At 50.7% G+C, this 13,276-nt stretch carries 10 protein-coding genes; 6 read left to right on the top strand and 4 right to left on the bottom strand.

Annotated features, from left to right (window positions below; genetic code table 11):
• Positions 1 to 5: 5 nt before the first annotated feature.
• The 4 genes from A31E_RS18820 to A31E_RS25640 all read right to left on the bottom strand — a co-directional run bounded on the left by A31E_RS18820 (position 6) and on the right by A31E_RS25640 (position 5,068).
• A complete protein-coding gene (locus A31E_RS18820) occupies positions 6 to 2,465 on the bottom strand; it encodes a fimbria/pilus outer membrane usher protein (RefSeq protein ID WP_165755393.1) in 2,460 nt (819 codons plus the stop codon).
• 50 nt (positions 2,466 to 2,515) lie between these two features.
• Positions 2,516 to 3,082 (bottom strand): fimbrial protein, encoded by a 567-nt coding sequence (locus A31E_RS18815; RefSeq protein WP_000472404.1) that lies wholly within the window; start codon positions 3,080 to 3,082, stop codon positions 2,516 to 2,518.
• A gap of 389 nt (positions 3,083 to 3,471) precedes the next feature.
• Complete coding sequence (gene gltA / locus A31E_RS18810) at positions 3,472 to 4,755, bottom strand: citrate synthase (RefSeq protein ID WP_000785838.1); 1,284 nt, start codon at positions 4,753 to 4,755, stop codon at positions 3,472 to 3,474.
• Between the two features lie 205 nt (positions 4,756 to 4,960).
• A complete protein-coding gene (locus tag A31E_RS25640) occupies positions 4,961 to 5,068 on the bottom strand; it encodes a hypothetical protein (protein WP_122983127.1) in 108 nt (35 codons plus the stop codon).
• A 380-nt stretch (positions 5,069 to 5,448) separates the two neighbouring features.
• Between A31E_RS25640 and sdhC the strand changes: the two genes are divergently transcribed.
• The 6 genes from sdhC to odhB all read left to right on the top strand — a co-directional run bounded on the left by sdhC (position 5,449) and on the right by odhB (position 13,114).
• Complete coding sequence (gene sdhC / locus A31E_RS18805; RefSeq protein ID WP_000263344.1) at positions 5,449 to 5,853, top strand: succinate dehydrogenase cytochrome b556 subunit; 405 nt, start codon at positions 5,449 to 5,451, stop codon at positions 5,851 to 5,853.
• Positions 5,847 to 6,194, top strand: a complete 348-nt coding sequence (sdhD, locus tag A31E_RS18800; protein WP_016248480.1) for a succinate dehydrogenase membrane anchor subunit — start codon at positions 5,847 to 5,849, stop codon at positions 6,192 to 6,194. Before sdhC ends, sdhD begins: the two co-directional genes overlap by 7 nt.
• Positions 6,194 to 7,960, top strand: a complete 1,767-nt coding sequence (gene sdhA, locus A31E_RS18795; protein ID WP_000775533.1) for a succinate dehydrogenase flavoprotein subunit — start codon at positions 6,194 to 6,196, stop codon at positions 7,958 to 7,960. Before sdhD ends, sdhA begins: the two co-directional genes overlap by 1 nt.
• A gap of 15 nt (positions 7,961 to 7,975) precedes the next feature.
• A complete protein-coding gene (gene sdhB, locus A31E_RS18790) occupies positions 7,976 to 8,692 on the top strand; it encodes a succinate dehydrogenase iron-sulfur subunit SdhB (protein ID WP_001235258.1) in 717 nt (238 codons plus the stop codon).
• Positions 8,693 to 9,080: 388 nt separating this feature from the next.
• Complete coding sequence (gene sucA / locus A31E_RS18785; protein ID WP_016248481.1) at positions 9,081 to 11,882, top strand: 2-oxoglutarate dehydrogenase E1 component; 2,802 nt, start codon at positions 9,081 to 9,083, stop codon at positions 11,880 to 11,882.
• 14 nt (positions 11,883 to 11,896) lie between these two features.
• Positions 11,897 to 13,114 (top strand): 2-oxoglutarate dehydrogenase complex dihydrolipoyllysine-residue succinyltransferase, encoded by a 1,218-nt coding sequence (gene odhB / locus A31E_RS18780; RefSeq protein WP_000099819.1) that lies wholly within the window; start codon positions 11,897 to 11,899, stop codon positions 13,112 to 13,114.
• The last annotated feature ends 162 nt before the right edge of the window (positions 13,115 to 13,276 follow it).

Raw genomic sequence — 13,276 nt, forward strand, 5'->3', positions numbered from 1 at the left:
CTTAATTAATGACAAGGTAAAATCAGGCGTTTTGTTGTGTCTTCCAGACGTTCTGGTAGATGAATAATGCAACTTTGTTTGTCACCCCAGATCACGGTAAATTGTTGATTTTCAGCAACACCGCTTAACCAGGCATGACCTTCTTCGCCAACCATACCCACGCTGATACCGCTGTCATCCTGCCGGATATCGGCACCGAGAGGTGGGAAATGGCCGTTGGCGGTGCGAATGATGGTGTTAACGTCTTTACCGGAACGGGATGCCAGCGATTTGTAACCAATCGCGCCTTCAATCCACGTTTCTTTGATGACATTTTCTGCTACCGTCACGCCGTCAGGTAAATCATTCATGTTGACTGCCACGGTGGACGGCTGGTAACTGGAAATTAGCGGTATCACGGCGATACCAAAATGATTGGTATAATCGAGTTGGCCCTGAACCGGGATATCTGCCACACCATCGGTGCTGATCATCAACCGTGGTTCATTGGTGGAGCTGCGGCGATGGAACGCTGCACCATATTGGGTTGCGGTGAAAGAACCGCTCCAGCTAGTGCTGACAGAGCTGTAATCATTGGCGGCATAGGTGCCAGAAAGATCCCATTCGCCCGCCGAACTCAGATGTTGATAGTTGCCGCTCAACTGTGCGCCATCATCCGGGCGATCGGATTGCATTCCTGCAGACATGCCCCAGCTATTACGTTCATCCAGCGTATCATTCAATGACATGCGGTGTGTGGTGCTGCTGCTACTGTTTTGCATGTCATAACCGATTCGACCACCGTTACCAATGGGTAATGAAATCGACAAGTAAATCTGGTTGTCGCGATCTTTGTCTTCGTAGTGGGTCGTATTGAACGACGTTGAGATTGAGATATCTTTCCAGTCACCAATATCAACATTAAAGCCCGCCGTGATGTTGGCAGTCGTGGAGGCATCTGCGTTCCACCAGGTCTGATGTAAGAGGTTGGCGTACAGGTTGAGATTCAGCGGGATAATTGGTTGGCCTACGGATAAGCTGATTGTCTGTTTTTCATCTTGCGCATCGTTGTCGTTGTATTTGTGATCCAGATAGTTGGCGTAGCTGTGAAAATGACGATCTGAGAAGCGATAAGCGGCGAGCGAAATCGTGCTGTTTGTGGCATCTACTTGTTTGCTGTAATTAAAGCGATAGCTTAAGCCCCGCTCGTCCTGCTGGTTGTCAAAATGGCTACTGGCCCAGGTGACATCAAACGATAGCGCGCCAAGCCAGAGCATATTTTGCCCGATACCCAATGCGGCAGAATGGTAGTCATCACCAGAAATCAGCAGGCCGCCGTACAGCGAGGTGTTTGAGAGCATACCCCAGGAAACTTCATTGCTAAAAAAGGTTTCATTTTCAGTTTGATGTGACATGGAGGGTCGTGGCTGGCCTGCGGCCAGTTTATAGCGAGCCTGCCCCTGGCGCGTCAGGAAGGGCGTTGATGCTGCCGACACCTGGAAATTATTCACACGACCATCTTCCTCTGTCACTTTAACATCTAACGTACCCTGGACGGACTGATTAAGGTCATCAATGATAAACGGGCCTGGCGGGACTTTTTTCTGGTAAATAACGCGGCCTGATTGACTGATAGTCACCGTGGCATTGGTTTGTGCTATACCGCTAATTTGTGGGGCGTAGCCGCGCAGTTCCCACGGTAACATCCGATCGTCACTCGCCAGTGCCGCGCCGGTATAAGAAAAGCCATCGAAAATATTGGAACTGAAATCCGTTTCACCGAGGGTTAATTTTGAACCTAATTGCGGTAATGGGCGAAAAAGATAAGTGCGTGATATTTCGCCTGACTGTTCATGGTTATCATCGCTATCGGTCTGATTCAACTGGTAATCACTGCGTAAGCGCCATGCCCCTGCGTTAATTCCGACTGTTCCGTAGGCGTTCAGGTTAGTGCTGCTGCTGCCATCCTGTGGGCGGTAGCTGCTGGCAAACAGGTTGTAATCCATCAGGATCCCGGCGACACCTTCTTTCCATGTGGAGGGTGGCATCCAGTTTTCTGAATGCCACGCCAGCCAGGCTTGCGGAATAGTGATATTCAGTTGCTGATTGGCCTGATCAAAATTGAAGAGCATTTCAGGTCGGGAGCTAAAATCGACGCACTGATTTATCAGTGGTAACGACTGACGGACTTCAGGTTTTAAGCCAAATTTATCGACCAGTAATTCATTGATGCACGGAATGGTTTTGTCACCATTTTTTTGCCAGTTAATTTTTTGCCCATTACTGATTTGGTTATTATTTGCTGCAATGCTAACAAAATATTCACCGGGAACAATGACACCTTTTTCCTTTAATAATGAAATATCAATGCGGTCGCGCATTGATTTATCGAGGACATTCAGGTTGAATTCGACCGCCACTGCGGAAGGCATCGCCATGACCAGGCAGGATACAAAAGAGAGTCGATAAATATTCACGGTGTCCATACCTGATAAATATTTGAAGAAAGGCGGCGATGACGCCGCCAAAATAATACTTATTTATAATCCAGCACGTAGGTCGCGTTAGCCGTAACTGCGCCTGGAGTTACTGGTGTAACCTGATCAATTTGTTCCATCCAGGCAAAGAAATTCAGCGTTTGCTCGCTGGACGTCGGTGCCAGGTCGATGTCCGGAGAAGCTGTGCCTAAAATGATATTACTTTGATCCTTATTCATTAAACGCACACCGACACCGGTGGCTTCTCCAGTGCTGGTATTGTTGAGTATCGGGTCTGCACCGGTGGTTTTCGCTGAGCTGTCAAAGGTGACCGCGACTTTAGAAATCTTGCCACCGGAACCGTTATTAGAGTTTTCCAGATCGCAATTGACTAAGCGTAGGTCGACAGCAACGACATCGCTGTGATGTGACTGATTAATGTGGCTGGTGGTCACCTGGCCGAGTTCAACTTCTTTATCGATATCATCCTGATGGATTTCACACGGTGCTTCAATAACTTCACCTTTAAAGTGAATTTCACCGGAACCTTCATCAGCAGCATGAACAGGTGCTGTGAACAACAGAGATACAGCCAGTGCAGCTAATGTTTTTTGTCCTTTAAACATAACTGAGTCCTTTAAATAAAGAGATAGAGTATTGCGTGACAAGAATATCTGAGCTGGCAATTGAATATGTTTTGTTTTATTTAACAATATTAAAAATCTTGTTATGTAATGGGGCCATTAATTGATTGTGTAAATTTATTGTTTTATGTGATAAAGGTAGGGCGCATTTGGATATGCATAATTTTCATTGGGTTAATGATGCTACCGACGGGGAAGTATAAAGTTAAACTTATCATTCTGCTCAGAATATGAGTTATCACATTTTTTAACCCTATTTATGGATATTTGTACTCGATTTAATTTTTACAGTTTTTTGTGTTTAGGTATATAAAAATTAACCCGCCATATAGAGGACGGGTTAAAAGAATTTACTGCGCAGTAATCAAAGACTAGCGTTTGATATCGCTTTTAAAATCGCGTTTTTCGTAACCAGTATACAGTTGGCGTGGACGGGCGATTTTCATGCCTTCGTTATGCATTTCGCTCCAGTGAGCAATCCAGCCGACAGTACGCGCCATGGCGAAGATCACGGTGAACATAGAAGACGGAATACCCATCGCTTTCAGAATGATACCGGAGTAGAAATCTACGTTCGGGTACAGTTTCTTCTCGATAAAGTACGGGTCATTCAGCGCGATGTTTTCCAGCTCCATAGCCACTTCCAGCAGCTCATCTTTGCTGCCCAGCTCTTTCAGCACTTCGTGGCAGGTTTCACGCATTACTGTGGCGCGTGGGTCGTAGTTTTTATACACGCGGTGACCGAAGCCCATCAGGCGGAAAGAGTCATTTTTATCTTTCGCACGACGCATAAATTCCGGAATGTGTTTCACCGAGCTGATTTCTTCCAGCATTTTCAGCGCAGCTTCGTTAGCACCACCGTGAGCCGGCCCCCACAGAGAGGCGATACCTGCTGCGATACAGGCGAACGGGTTCGCACCCGAAGAGCCAGCGGTACGCACGGTAGAGGTCGACGCGTTCTGTTCATGGTCTGCGTGCAGGATCAGAATACGATCCATCGCGCGTTCCAGAATCGGATTGACTTCATACGGTTCGCACGGTGTGGAGAACATCATGTGCAGGAAGTTACCGGCGTAGGAGAGGTCATTGCGTGGGTAAACAAATGGCTGACCAATGGAATACTTGTAGCACATTGCTGCCATGGTCGGCATTTTCGACAGCAGACGGAACGCCGCGATTTCACGATGACGTGGATTGTTAACATCCAGTGAGTCGTGATAAAACGCCGCCAGTGCGCCGGTAATACCGCACATGACCGCCATCGGATGAGAGTCGCGGCGGAAGGCGTGGAACAGACGAGTAATCTGTTCGTGGATCATGGTATGGCGGGTAACCGTAGTTTTAAATTCGTCATACTGTTTCTGGGTCGGTTTTTCACCATTCAGCAGAATGTAACAGACTTCCAGGTAGTTAGAATCGGTCGCCAGTTGATCGATCGGGAAACCGCGGTGCAACAAAATACCTTCATCACCATCAATAAAAGTAATTTTAGATTCGCAGGATGCGGTTGAAGTGAAGCCTGGGTCAAAGGTGAATACACCTTTTGAGCCGAGAGTACGGATATCAATAACATCTTGACCCAGTGTGCCTTTCAGCACATCCAGTTCAACAGCTGTATCCCCGTTGAGGGTGAGTTTTGCTTTTGTATCAGCCATTTAAGGTCTCCTTAGCGCCTTATTGCGTAAGACTGCCGGAACTTAAATTTGCCTTCGCACATCAACCTGGCTTTACCCGATTGTTATTTGGCTCGCCGCTCTGCGAAAGAGGGGAAAACCTGGGTACAGAGCTCTGGGCGCTTGCAGGTAAAGTATTCATTGATGACGAATAAACGGCGAATCAAGCACTTAGCAATCCGAATTATTAAACCTGTCTATCACTAATAACTGTCCTGGATGGATTGGTCAATACTTCCACACTGTTACATAAGTTAATCTTAGGTGAAATAGTGACCCCATAACTTTTACGCATTATATGCTTTTCCTGATGATGTTTGTAACAACTTTGTTGAATGATTGTCAAACTAGATGATTAAAAATTAAATAAATGTTTTTATCGTGACTCAGATCACTGTTCTGGATAAAACCAGACAAACCATATGTAGGTTAATTGTAATGATTTTGTGAACGGCCTATACTGCCGCCAGGTCTCCGGAACACCCTGCAATCCCGAGCCACCCAGCGTTGTAACGTGTCGTTTTCGCATCTGGAAGCAGTGTTTTGCATGACGCGCAGTTATAGAAAGGACGCTGTCTGACCCGCAAGCAGACCGGAGGAAGGAAATCCCGACGTCTCCAGGTAACAGAAAGTTATCCTCTGTACCCGTAGTCCCCAGGGAATAATAAGAACAGCATGTGGGCGTTATTCATGATAAGAAATGTGAAAAAACAAAGACCTGTTAATCTGGACCTACAGACCATCCGGTTCCCCATCACGGCGATAGCGTCCATTCTTCATCGCGTTTCCGGTGTGATCACGTTTGTTGCAGTGGGCATCCTGCTGTGGCTTCTGGGTTCCAGTCTCTCTTCCCCCGAAGGTTTCGAACAAGCTTCCGCCATTATGGGCAGCTTCTTCGTCAAATTTATCATGTGGGGCATCCTTACCGCTCTGGCATATCACGTCGTCGTAGGTATTCGCCACATGATGATGGATTTTGGCTATCTGGAAGAAACATTCGAAGCGGGTAAACGCTCCGCCAAAATCTCCTTTGTTATCACTGTCGTGCTTTCACTTCTCGCAGGAGTCCTCGTATGGTAAGCAACGCCTCCGCATTAGGACGCAATGGCGTACATGATTTCATCCTCGTTCGCGCCACCGCTATCGTCCTGACGCTCTACATCATTTATATGGTTGGTTTTTTCGCTACCAGTAGCGAGCTGACATATGAAGTCTGGAGCGGTTTCTTTGCCTCTGCGTTCACCAAAGTGTTTACCCTGCTGGCGCTGTTTTCCATCTTGATTCATGCCTGGATCGGCATGTGGCAGGTGTTGACCGACTACGTTAAACCGCTGGCCTTGCGTCTGATGCTGCAACTGGTAATTGTTGTTGCGCTGGTGGTTTACGTGATTTATGGATTCGTTGTGGTGTGGGGTGTGTGATGAAATTGCCAGTCAGAGAATTTGATGCAGTTGTGATTGGTGCCGGTGGCGCAGGTATGCGCGCGGCGCTGCAAATTTCCCAGAGCGGCCAGACCTGTGCGCTGCTTTCCAAAGTCTTCCCGACCCGTTCCCATACTGTTTCTGCGCAAGGCGGCATTACCGTTGCGCTGGGTAATACCCATGAAGATAACTGGGAATGGCATATGTACGACACCGTCAAAGGGTCGGACTATATCGGTGACCAGGACGCGATTGAATATATGTGTAAAACCGGGCCGGAAGCGATTCTGGAACTGGAACATATGGGCCTGCCGTTCTCGCGCCTTGATGATGGTCGTATTTATCAGCGTCCATTTGGCGGTCAGTCGAAAAACTTCGGCGGTGAGCAGGCGGCACGTACTGCGGCGGCGGCTGACCGTACCGGTCATGCACTGTTGCACACTCTTTATCAGCAGAACCTGAAAAACCACACCACCATTTTCTCCGAGTGGTATGCGCTGGATCTGGTGAAAAACCAGGATGGCGCGGTGGTCGGTTGTACCGCACTGTGCATCGAAACCGGTGAAGTGGTTTACTTCAAAGCCCGCGCAACGGTGCTGGCGACTGGCGGGGCAGGGCGTATTTATCAGTCCACCACCAACGCCCACATTAATACCGGCGACGGCGTTGGCATGGCTATCCGTGCTGGCGTACCAGTGCAGGATATGGAAATGTGGCAGTTCCACCCGACCGGCATTGCGGGTGCGGGTGTGCTGGTGACTGAAGGTTGTCGTGGTGAAGGCGGTTATCTGCTGAACAAACATGGCGAACGCTTTATGGAGCGTTATGCACCGAACGCCAAAGACCTGGCGGGGCGTGATGTGGTGGCGCGTTCCATCATGATCGAAATCCGTGAAGGTCGCGGCTGTGATGGTCCGTGGGGGCCACACGCAAAACTGAAACTCGACCACCTGGGTAAAGAAGTTCTTGAATCCCGTCTGCCGGGTATCCTTGAACTCTCCCGAACCTTTGCTCACGTCGATCCGGTGAAAGAACCGATTCCGGTTATCCCAACCTGCCACTACATGATGGGCGGTATTCCGACCAAAGTGACTGGTCAGGCGCTGACCGTGAACGAGAAAGGCGAAGATGTGGTGATTCCAGGGCTGTTTGCGGTGGGCGAAATTGCCTGTGTATCGGTACACGGCGCTAACCGTCTTGGCGGTAACTCTCTGCTGGATCTGGTGGTATTTGGACGAGCGGCGGGTCTGCATCTGCAAGAATCTATCAGTGAACAGGGTGCACTGCGCGATGCCAGCGAGTCTGATGTTGAAGCCTCTCTGGAACGCATGAATCGCTGGAACAACAACCGTAACGGTGAAGATCCGGTGGCGATTCGCAAAGCACTGCAAGAATGTATGCAGCATAACTTCTCGGTATTCCGGGAAGGTGATGCGATGGCGAAAGGCCTTGAGCAGTTGAAAGTGATCCGCGAGCGGCTGAAAAATGCTCGTCTGGATGACACCTCCAGTGAGTTCAACACTCAGCGCGTTGAGTGCCTGGAACTGGATAACCTGATGGAAACGGCTTATGCAACGGCTGTTTCTGCTAATTTCCGTACCGAAAGCCGTGGCGCGCATAGCCGCTTCGACTTCCCGGATCGTGATGATGAAAACTGGCTGTGCCACTCCCTGTATCTGCCAGAGTCGGAATCCATGACGCGACGTAGCGTCAACATGGAACCGAAACTGCGCCCGGCATTCCCGCCGAAGATTCGTACTTACTAATGCGGAGACAGGAAAATGAGACTCGAGTTTTCAATTTATCGCTATAACCCGGATGTTGATGATGCTCCGCGTATGCAGGATTACACCCTGGAAGCGGAAGAAGGTCGCGACATGATGCTGCTGGATGCGCTTATTCAGCTCAAAGAGAAAGATCCCAGCCTGTCGTTCCGTCGCTCCTGCCGTGAAGGGGTGTGCGGTTCTGACGGTCTGAACATGAACGGCAAAAATGGTCTGGCTTGTATAACCCCAATTTCGGCACTCAACCAGCCGGGCAAGAAGATTGTGATTCGCCCGCTGCCTGGTTTACCGGTGATCCGCGATTTGGTGGTAGACATGGGACAATTCTATGCCCAATATGAGAAAATTAAGCCTTACTTGTTGAATAATGGACAAAATCTACCAGCTCGTGAGCATTTACAAATGCCAGAGCAACGTGAAAAACTCGACGGGCTGTATGAATGTATTCTCTGCGCATGTTGTTCAACCTCTTGTCCGTCTTTCTGGTGGAACCCCGATAAGTTTATCGGTCCGGCAGGCTTGTTAGCGGCGTATCGTTTCCTTATCGATAGCCGTGATACCGAGACTGACAGCCGCCTTGACGGTTTGAGCGATGCATTCAGTGTATTCCGCTGTCACAGCATCATGAACTGCGTCAGTGTCTGTCCAAAAGGGCTGAACCCGACGCGCGCCATCGGCCATATCAAGTCGATGTTGTTGCAACGCAATGCGTAAACCTCAGGCCTGATAAGATGCGCAAGCGTCGCATCAGGCAACCAGAGCCGGATGCGGCGTGAACGCCTTATCCGGCCTACAAAAGAAATGCAGGAAATCTTTAAAAACTGCCCCTGACACTAAGACAGTTTTTAAAGGTTCCTTAGCGGACGCAGAAAATACGACAAGTCCGCAACAAGTGAACCCCGGCACGCACATCATTGTGCGTGGTAGTATCCACGGCGAAAATACTCGTCATATTTCACGTTGCATGTGCGTTGGTTGCGCTTGCTTACCCCGGTCACTTACTGAGTGTAAGCTCCCGGGGATTCACAAGCTGACCAACTTCCTGAAACGTGAACTATTTAGAGTATTAAGTAAGCATAAAAAAGATGCTTAAGGGATCACGATGCAGAACAGCGCTTTGAAAGCCTGGTTGGACTCTTCTTACCTCTCTGGCGCAAACCAGAGCTGGATAGAACAGCTCTATGAAGACTTCTTAACCGATCCTGACTCGGTTGACGCTAACTGGCGTTCGACGTTCCAGCAGTTACCTGGTACGGGAGTCAAACCGGATCAATTCCACTCTCAAACGCGTGAATATTTCCGCCGCCTGGCGAAAGATGCTTCACGTTACTCTTCAACGATCTCCGACCCTGACACCAATGTGAAGCAGGTTAAAGTCCTGCAGCTCATTAACGCATACCGCTTCCGTGGTCACCAACATGCGAATCTCGATCCGCTGGGACTGTGGCAGCAAGATAAAGTGGCCGATCTGGATCCGTTTTTCCACGATCTGACCGAAGCAGACTTCCAGGAGACCTTCAACGTCGGTTCATTTGCCAGCGGCAAAGAAACCATGAAACTCGGCGAGCTGCTGGAAGCTCTCAAGCAAACCTACTGCGGCCCGATTGGCGCCGAGTATATGCACATTACCAGCACCGAAGAAAAACGCTGGATCCAACAGCGTATCGAGTCTGGTCGCGCGACGTTCAATAGCGAAGAGAAAAAACGCTTCTTAAGCGAACTGACCGCCGCTGAAGGCCTTGAACGTTACCTCGGCGCAAAATTCCCTGGCGCAAAACGCTTCTCGCTGGAAGGCGGTGACGCGTTAATCCCGATGCTTAAAGAGATGATCCGCCACGCTGGCAACAGCGGCACCCGTGAAGTGGTTCTCGGGATGGCGCACCGTGGTCGTCTGAACGTGCTGGTGAACGTGCTGGGTAAAAAACCGCAAGACTTGTTCGACGAGTTTGCCGGTAAGCATAAAGAACACCTCGGCACGGGCGACGTGAAATACCACATGGGCTTCTCGTCTGACTTCCAGACCGATGGCGGCCTGGTACACCTGGCGCTGGCGTTTAACCCGTCTCACCTTGAGATTGTAAGCCCGGTGGTTATCGGTTCTGTTCGTGCCCGTCTGGACAGACTTGATGAGCCGAGCAGCAACAAAGTGCTGCCAATCACCATCCACGGTGATGCCGCAGTGACCGGACAGGGCGTAGTTCAGGAAACCCTGAACATGTCAAAAGCGCGTGGTTATGAAGTTGGCGGTACGGTGCGTATCGTTATCAACAACCAGGTGGGCTTCACTACCTCTAACCCGCTGGATGCCCGTTCTACGCCGTACTGTACTGATATTGGTAAGATGGTACAGGCACCGATTTTCCACGTTAATGCGGATGATCCGGAAGCGGTTGCCTTTGTTACCCGTCTGGCGCTCGATTTCCGTAACACCTTCAAACGTGATGTTTTCATCGACCTGGTATGCTACCGCCGTCACGGCCACAACGAAGCCGACGAGCCGAGTGCAACCCAGCCGCTGATGTATCAGAAAATCAAAAAACATCCGACGCCGCGCAAAATCTACGCGGACAAGCTGGAGCAGGAAAAAGTGGCGACGCTGGAAGATGCCACCGAGATGGTTAACCTGTACCGCGATGCGCTGGATGCGGGCGATTGCGTAGTGGCTGAGTGGCGTCCGATGAACATGCACTCTTTCACCTGGTCGCCGTATCTCAACCACGAATGGGATGAAGAATACCCGAACAAGGTTGAGATGAAGCGTTTGCAGGAACTGGCAAAACGTATCAGCACGGTGCCAGAAGCCATTGAGATGCAGTCTCGCGTTGCCAAGATTTATGGTGATCGCCAGGCGATGGCGGCCGGTGAAAAACTGTTTGACTGGGGCGGCGCGGAAAACCTTGCTTACGCCACGCTGGTTGATGAAGGTATTCCGGTTCGTCTGTCTGGTGAAGACTCCGGTCGCGGAACCTTCTTCCACCGTCACGCAGTGATTCACAACCAGTCCAACGGCTCCACTTATACGCCGCTGCAACATATTCATAACGGTCAGGGCGCGTTCCGCGTCTGGGACTCCGTACTGTCTGAAGAAGCAGTGCTGGCATTTGAATACGGTTATGCCACCGCAGAACCGCGGACGTTGACCATCTGGGAAGCACAGTTCGGTGACTTTGCCAACGGTGCCCAGGTCGTTATTGACCAGTTCATCTCCTCCGGCGAACAGAAATGGGGCCGTATGTGTGGTCTGGTGATGCTGCTGCCGCACGGTTACGAAGGGCAGGGGCCGGAGCACTCCTCCGCGCGTCTGGAACGTTATCTGCAACTTTGCGCCGAGCAAAACATGCAGGTTTGCGTACCGTCTACTCCGGCACAGGTTTACCACATGCTGCGTCGCCAGGCGCTGCGCGGGATGCGTCGTCCGCTGGTGGTCATGTCACCGAAATCGCTGCTGCGTCATCCGCTGGCGGTTTCCAGCCTTGAAGAACTGGCGAACGGCACCTTCCTGCCAGCCATCGGTGAAATCGACGAGCTTGATCCGAAGGGCGTGAAGCGCGTAGTGATGTGTTCTGGTAAGGTTTATTACGACCTGCTTGAACAACGCCGTAAGAACAATCAACAAGATGTCGCCATCGTGCGTATCGAGCAACTCTACCCGTTCCCGCATAAAGCGATGCAGGAAGTGTTGCAGCAGTTTGCTCACGTCAAGGATTTTGTCTGGTGCCAGGAAGAGCCGCTCAACCAGGGCGCATGGTACTGCAGCCAGCATCATTTCCGTGAAGTGATTCCGTTTGGGGCTTCTCTGCGTTATGCAGGCCGCCCGGCCTCCGCCTCTCCGGCGGTAGGATATATGTCCGTTCACCAGAAACAGCAACAAGATCTGGTTAATGACGCGCTGAACGTCGAATAAATAAAGGATACAAAATGAGTAGCGTAGATATTCTGGTCCCTGACCTGCCTGAATCCGTAGCTGATGCCACCGTCGCAACCTGGCATAAAAAACCCGGCGACGCAGTCGTACGTGATGAAGTGCTGGTGGAAATCGAAACTGACAAAGTGGTACTGGAAGTACCGGCATCAGCAGACGGCATTCTGGATGCGGTTCTGGAAGATGAAGGTACAACCGTAACGTCTCGTCAGATCCTCGGCCGCCTGCGTGAAGGCAATAGCGCGGGTAAAGAAACCAGCGCTAAATCTGAAGAGAAAGCGTCCACGCCTGCGCAACGTCAGCAGGCGTCTCTGGAAGAGCAAAACAACGACGCGTTAAGCCCGGCGATCCGTCGCCTGCTGGCTGAACACAACCTCGATGCCAGCGCTATTAAAGGCACCGGTGTTGGCGGTCGTCTGACCCGTGAAGATGTGGAAAAACATCTGGCGAAAGCCCCGGCGAAAGATGCAACTCCGGCAGCAACTGCTCCGGCGGCTCAACCAGCACTGGCTGCTCGTAGCGAAAAACGTGTACCGATGACTCGTCTGCGTAAGCGCGTGGCAGAGCGTCTGTTGGAAGCGAAAAACTCCACCGCTATGCTGACCACGTTCAACGAAGTCAACATGAAGCCGATTATGGATCTGCGTAAGCAGTATGGTGAAGCGTTTGAAAAACGCCACGGCATCCGTCTGGGCTTTATGTCCTTCTATGTGAAAGCGGTTGTTGAAGCGCTGAAACGTTACCCGGAAGTGAACGCATCTATTGATGGCGATGATGTGGTTTACCACAACTATTTCGACGTTAGCATGGCAGTTTCTACGCCGCGCGGTCTGGTAACGCCGGTTCTGCGTGATGTCGATACCCTCGGCATGGCTGACATTGAGAAGAAAATCAAAGAGCTGGCTGTGAAAGGCCGTGACGGCAAGCTGACGGTTGAAGATCTGACCGGTGGTAACTTTACCATCACCAACGGTGGTGTGTTCGGTTCCCTGATGTCTACGCCTATCATCAACCCGCCGCAGAGCGCAATTTTGGGCATGCACGCTATTAAAGATCGTCCGATGGCGGTGAATGGTCAGGTTGAGATCCTGCCGATGATGTACCTGGCGCTGTCCTACGATCACCGCCTGATCGATGGTCGCGAATCCGTGGGTTTCCTGGTGACAATCAAAGAGTTGCTGGAAGATCCGACGCGTCTGCTGCTGGACGTGTAGTAGTTTAAGCCTCACCTGCACTGTAGACTGGATAAGGCGTTATCGCCGCATCCGATGAATGATGCCTGATGCGACGCTTAACGCGTTTTATCAGGCCTACGGGTGACTCCGATGCAGGTCGGATAAGGCGCTCGCGCCGCATCCGACAAGCGATGCCTGATG

This window comes from Escherichia sp. KTE159 (assembly GCF_000408805.1).
GTDB lineage: Bacteria > Pseudomonadota > Gammaproteobacteria > Enterobacterales > Enterobacteriaceae > Escherichia > Escherichia marmotae.

What these genes read in the sequence shown, in the direction of transcription:
- A31E_RS18820 (WP_165755393.1), bottom strand. Translation starts at nt 2,465, where the DNA reads ATGGACACCGTGAATATTTATCGACTCTCTTTTGTATCCTGCCTGGTC.
- sucA (WP_016248481.1), top strand. Translation starts at nt 9,081, where the DNA reads ATGCAGAACAGCGCTTTGAAAGCCTGGTTGGACTCTTCTTACCTCTCT.
- A31E_RS25640 (WP_122983127.1), bottom strand. Translation starts at nt 5,068, where the DNA reads ATGCGTAAAAGTTATGGGGTCACTATTTCACCTAAGATTAACTTATGT.
- odhB (WP_000099819.1), top strand. Translation starts at nt 11,897, where the DNA reads ATGAGTAGCGTAGATATTCTGGTCCCTGACCTGCCTGAATCCGTAGCT.
- sdhC (WP_000263344.1), top strand. Translation starts at nt 5,449, where the DNA reads ATGTGGGCGTTATTCATGATAAGAAATGTGAAAAAACAAAGACCTGTT.
- A31E_RS18815 (WP_000472404.1), bottom strand. Translation starts at nt 3,082, where the DNA reads ATGTTTAAAGGACAAAAAACATTAGCTGCACTGGCTGTATCTCTGTTG.
- gltA (WP_000785838.1), bottom strand. Translation starts at nt 4,755, where the DNA reads ATGGCTGATACAAAAGCAAAACTCACCCTCAACGGGGATACAGCTGTT.
- sdhB (WP_001235258.1), top strand. Translation starts at nt 7,976, where the DNA reads ATGAGACTCGAGTTTTCAATTTATCGCTATAACCCGGATGTTGATGAT.
- sdhD (WP_016248480.1), top strand. Translation starts at nt 5,847, where the DNA reads ATGGTAAGCAACGCCTCCGCATTAGGACGCAATGGCGTACATGATTTC.
- sdhA (WP_000775533.1), top strand. Translation starts at nt 6,194, where the DNA reads ATGAAATTGCCAGTCAGAGAATTTGATGCAGTTGTGATTGGTGCCGGT.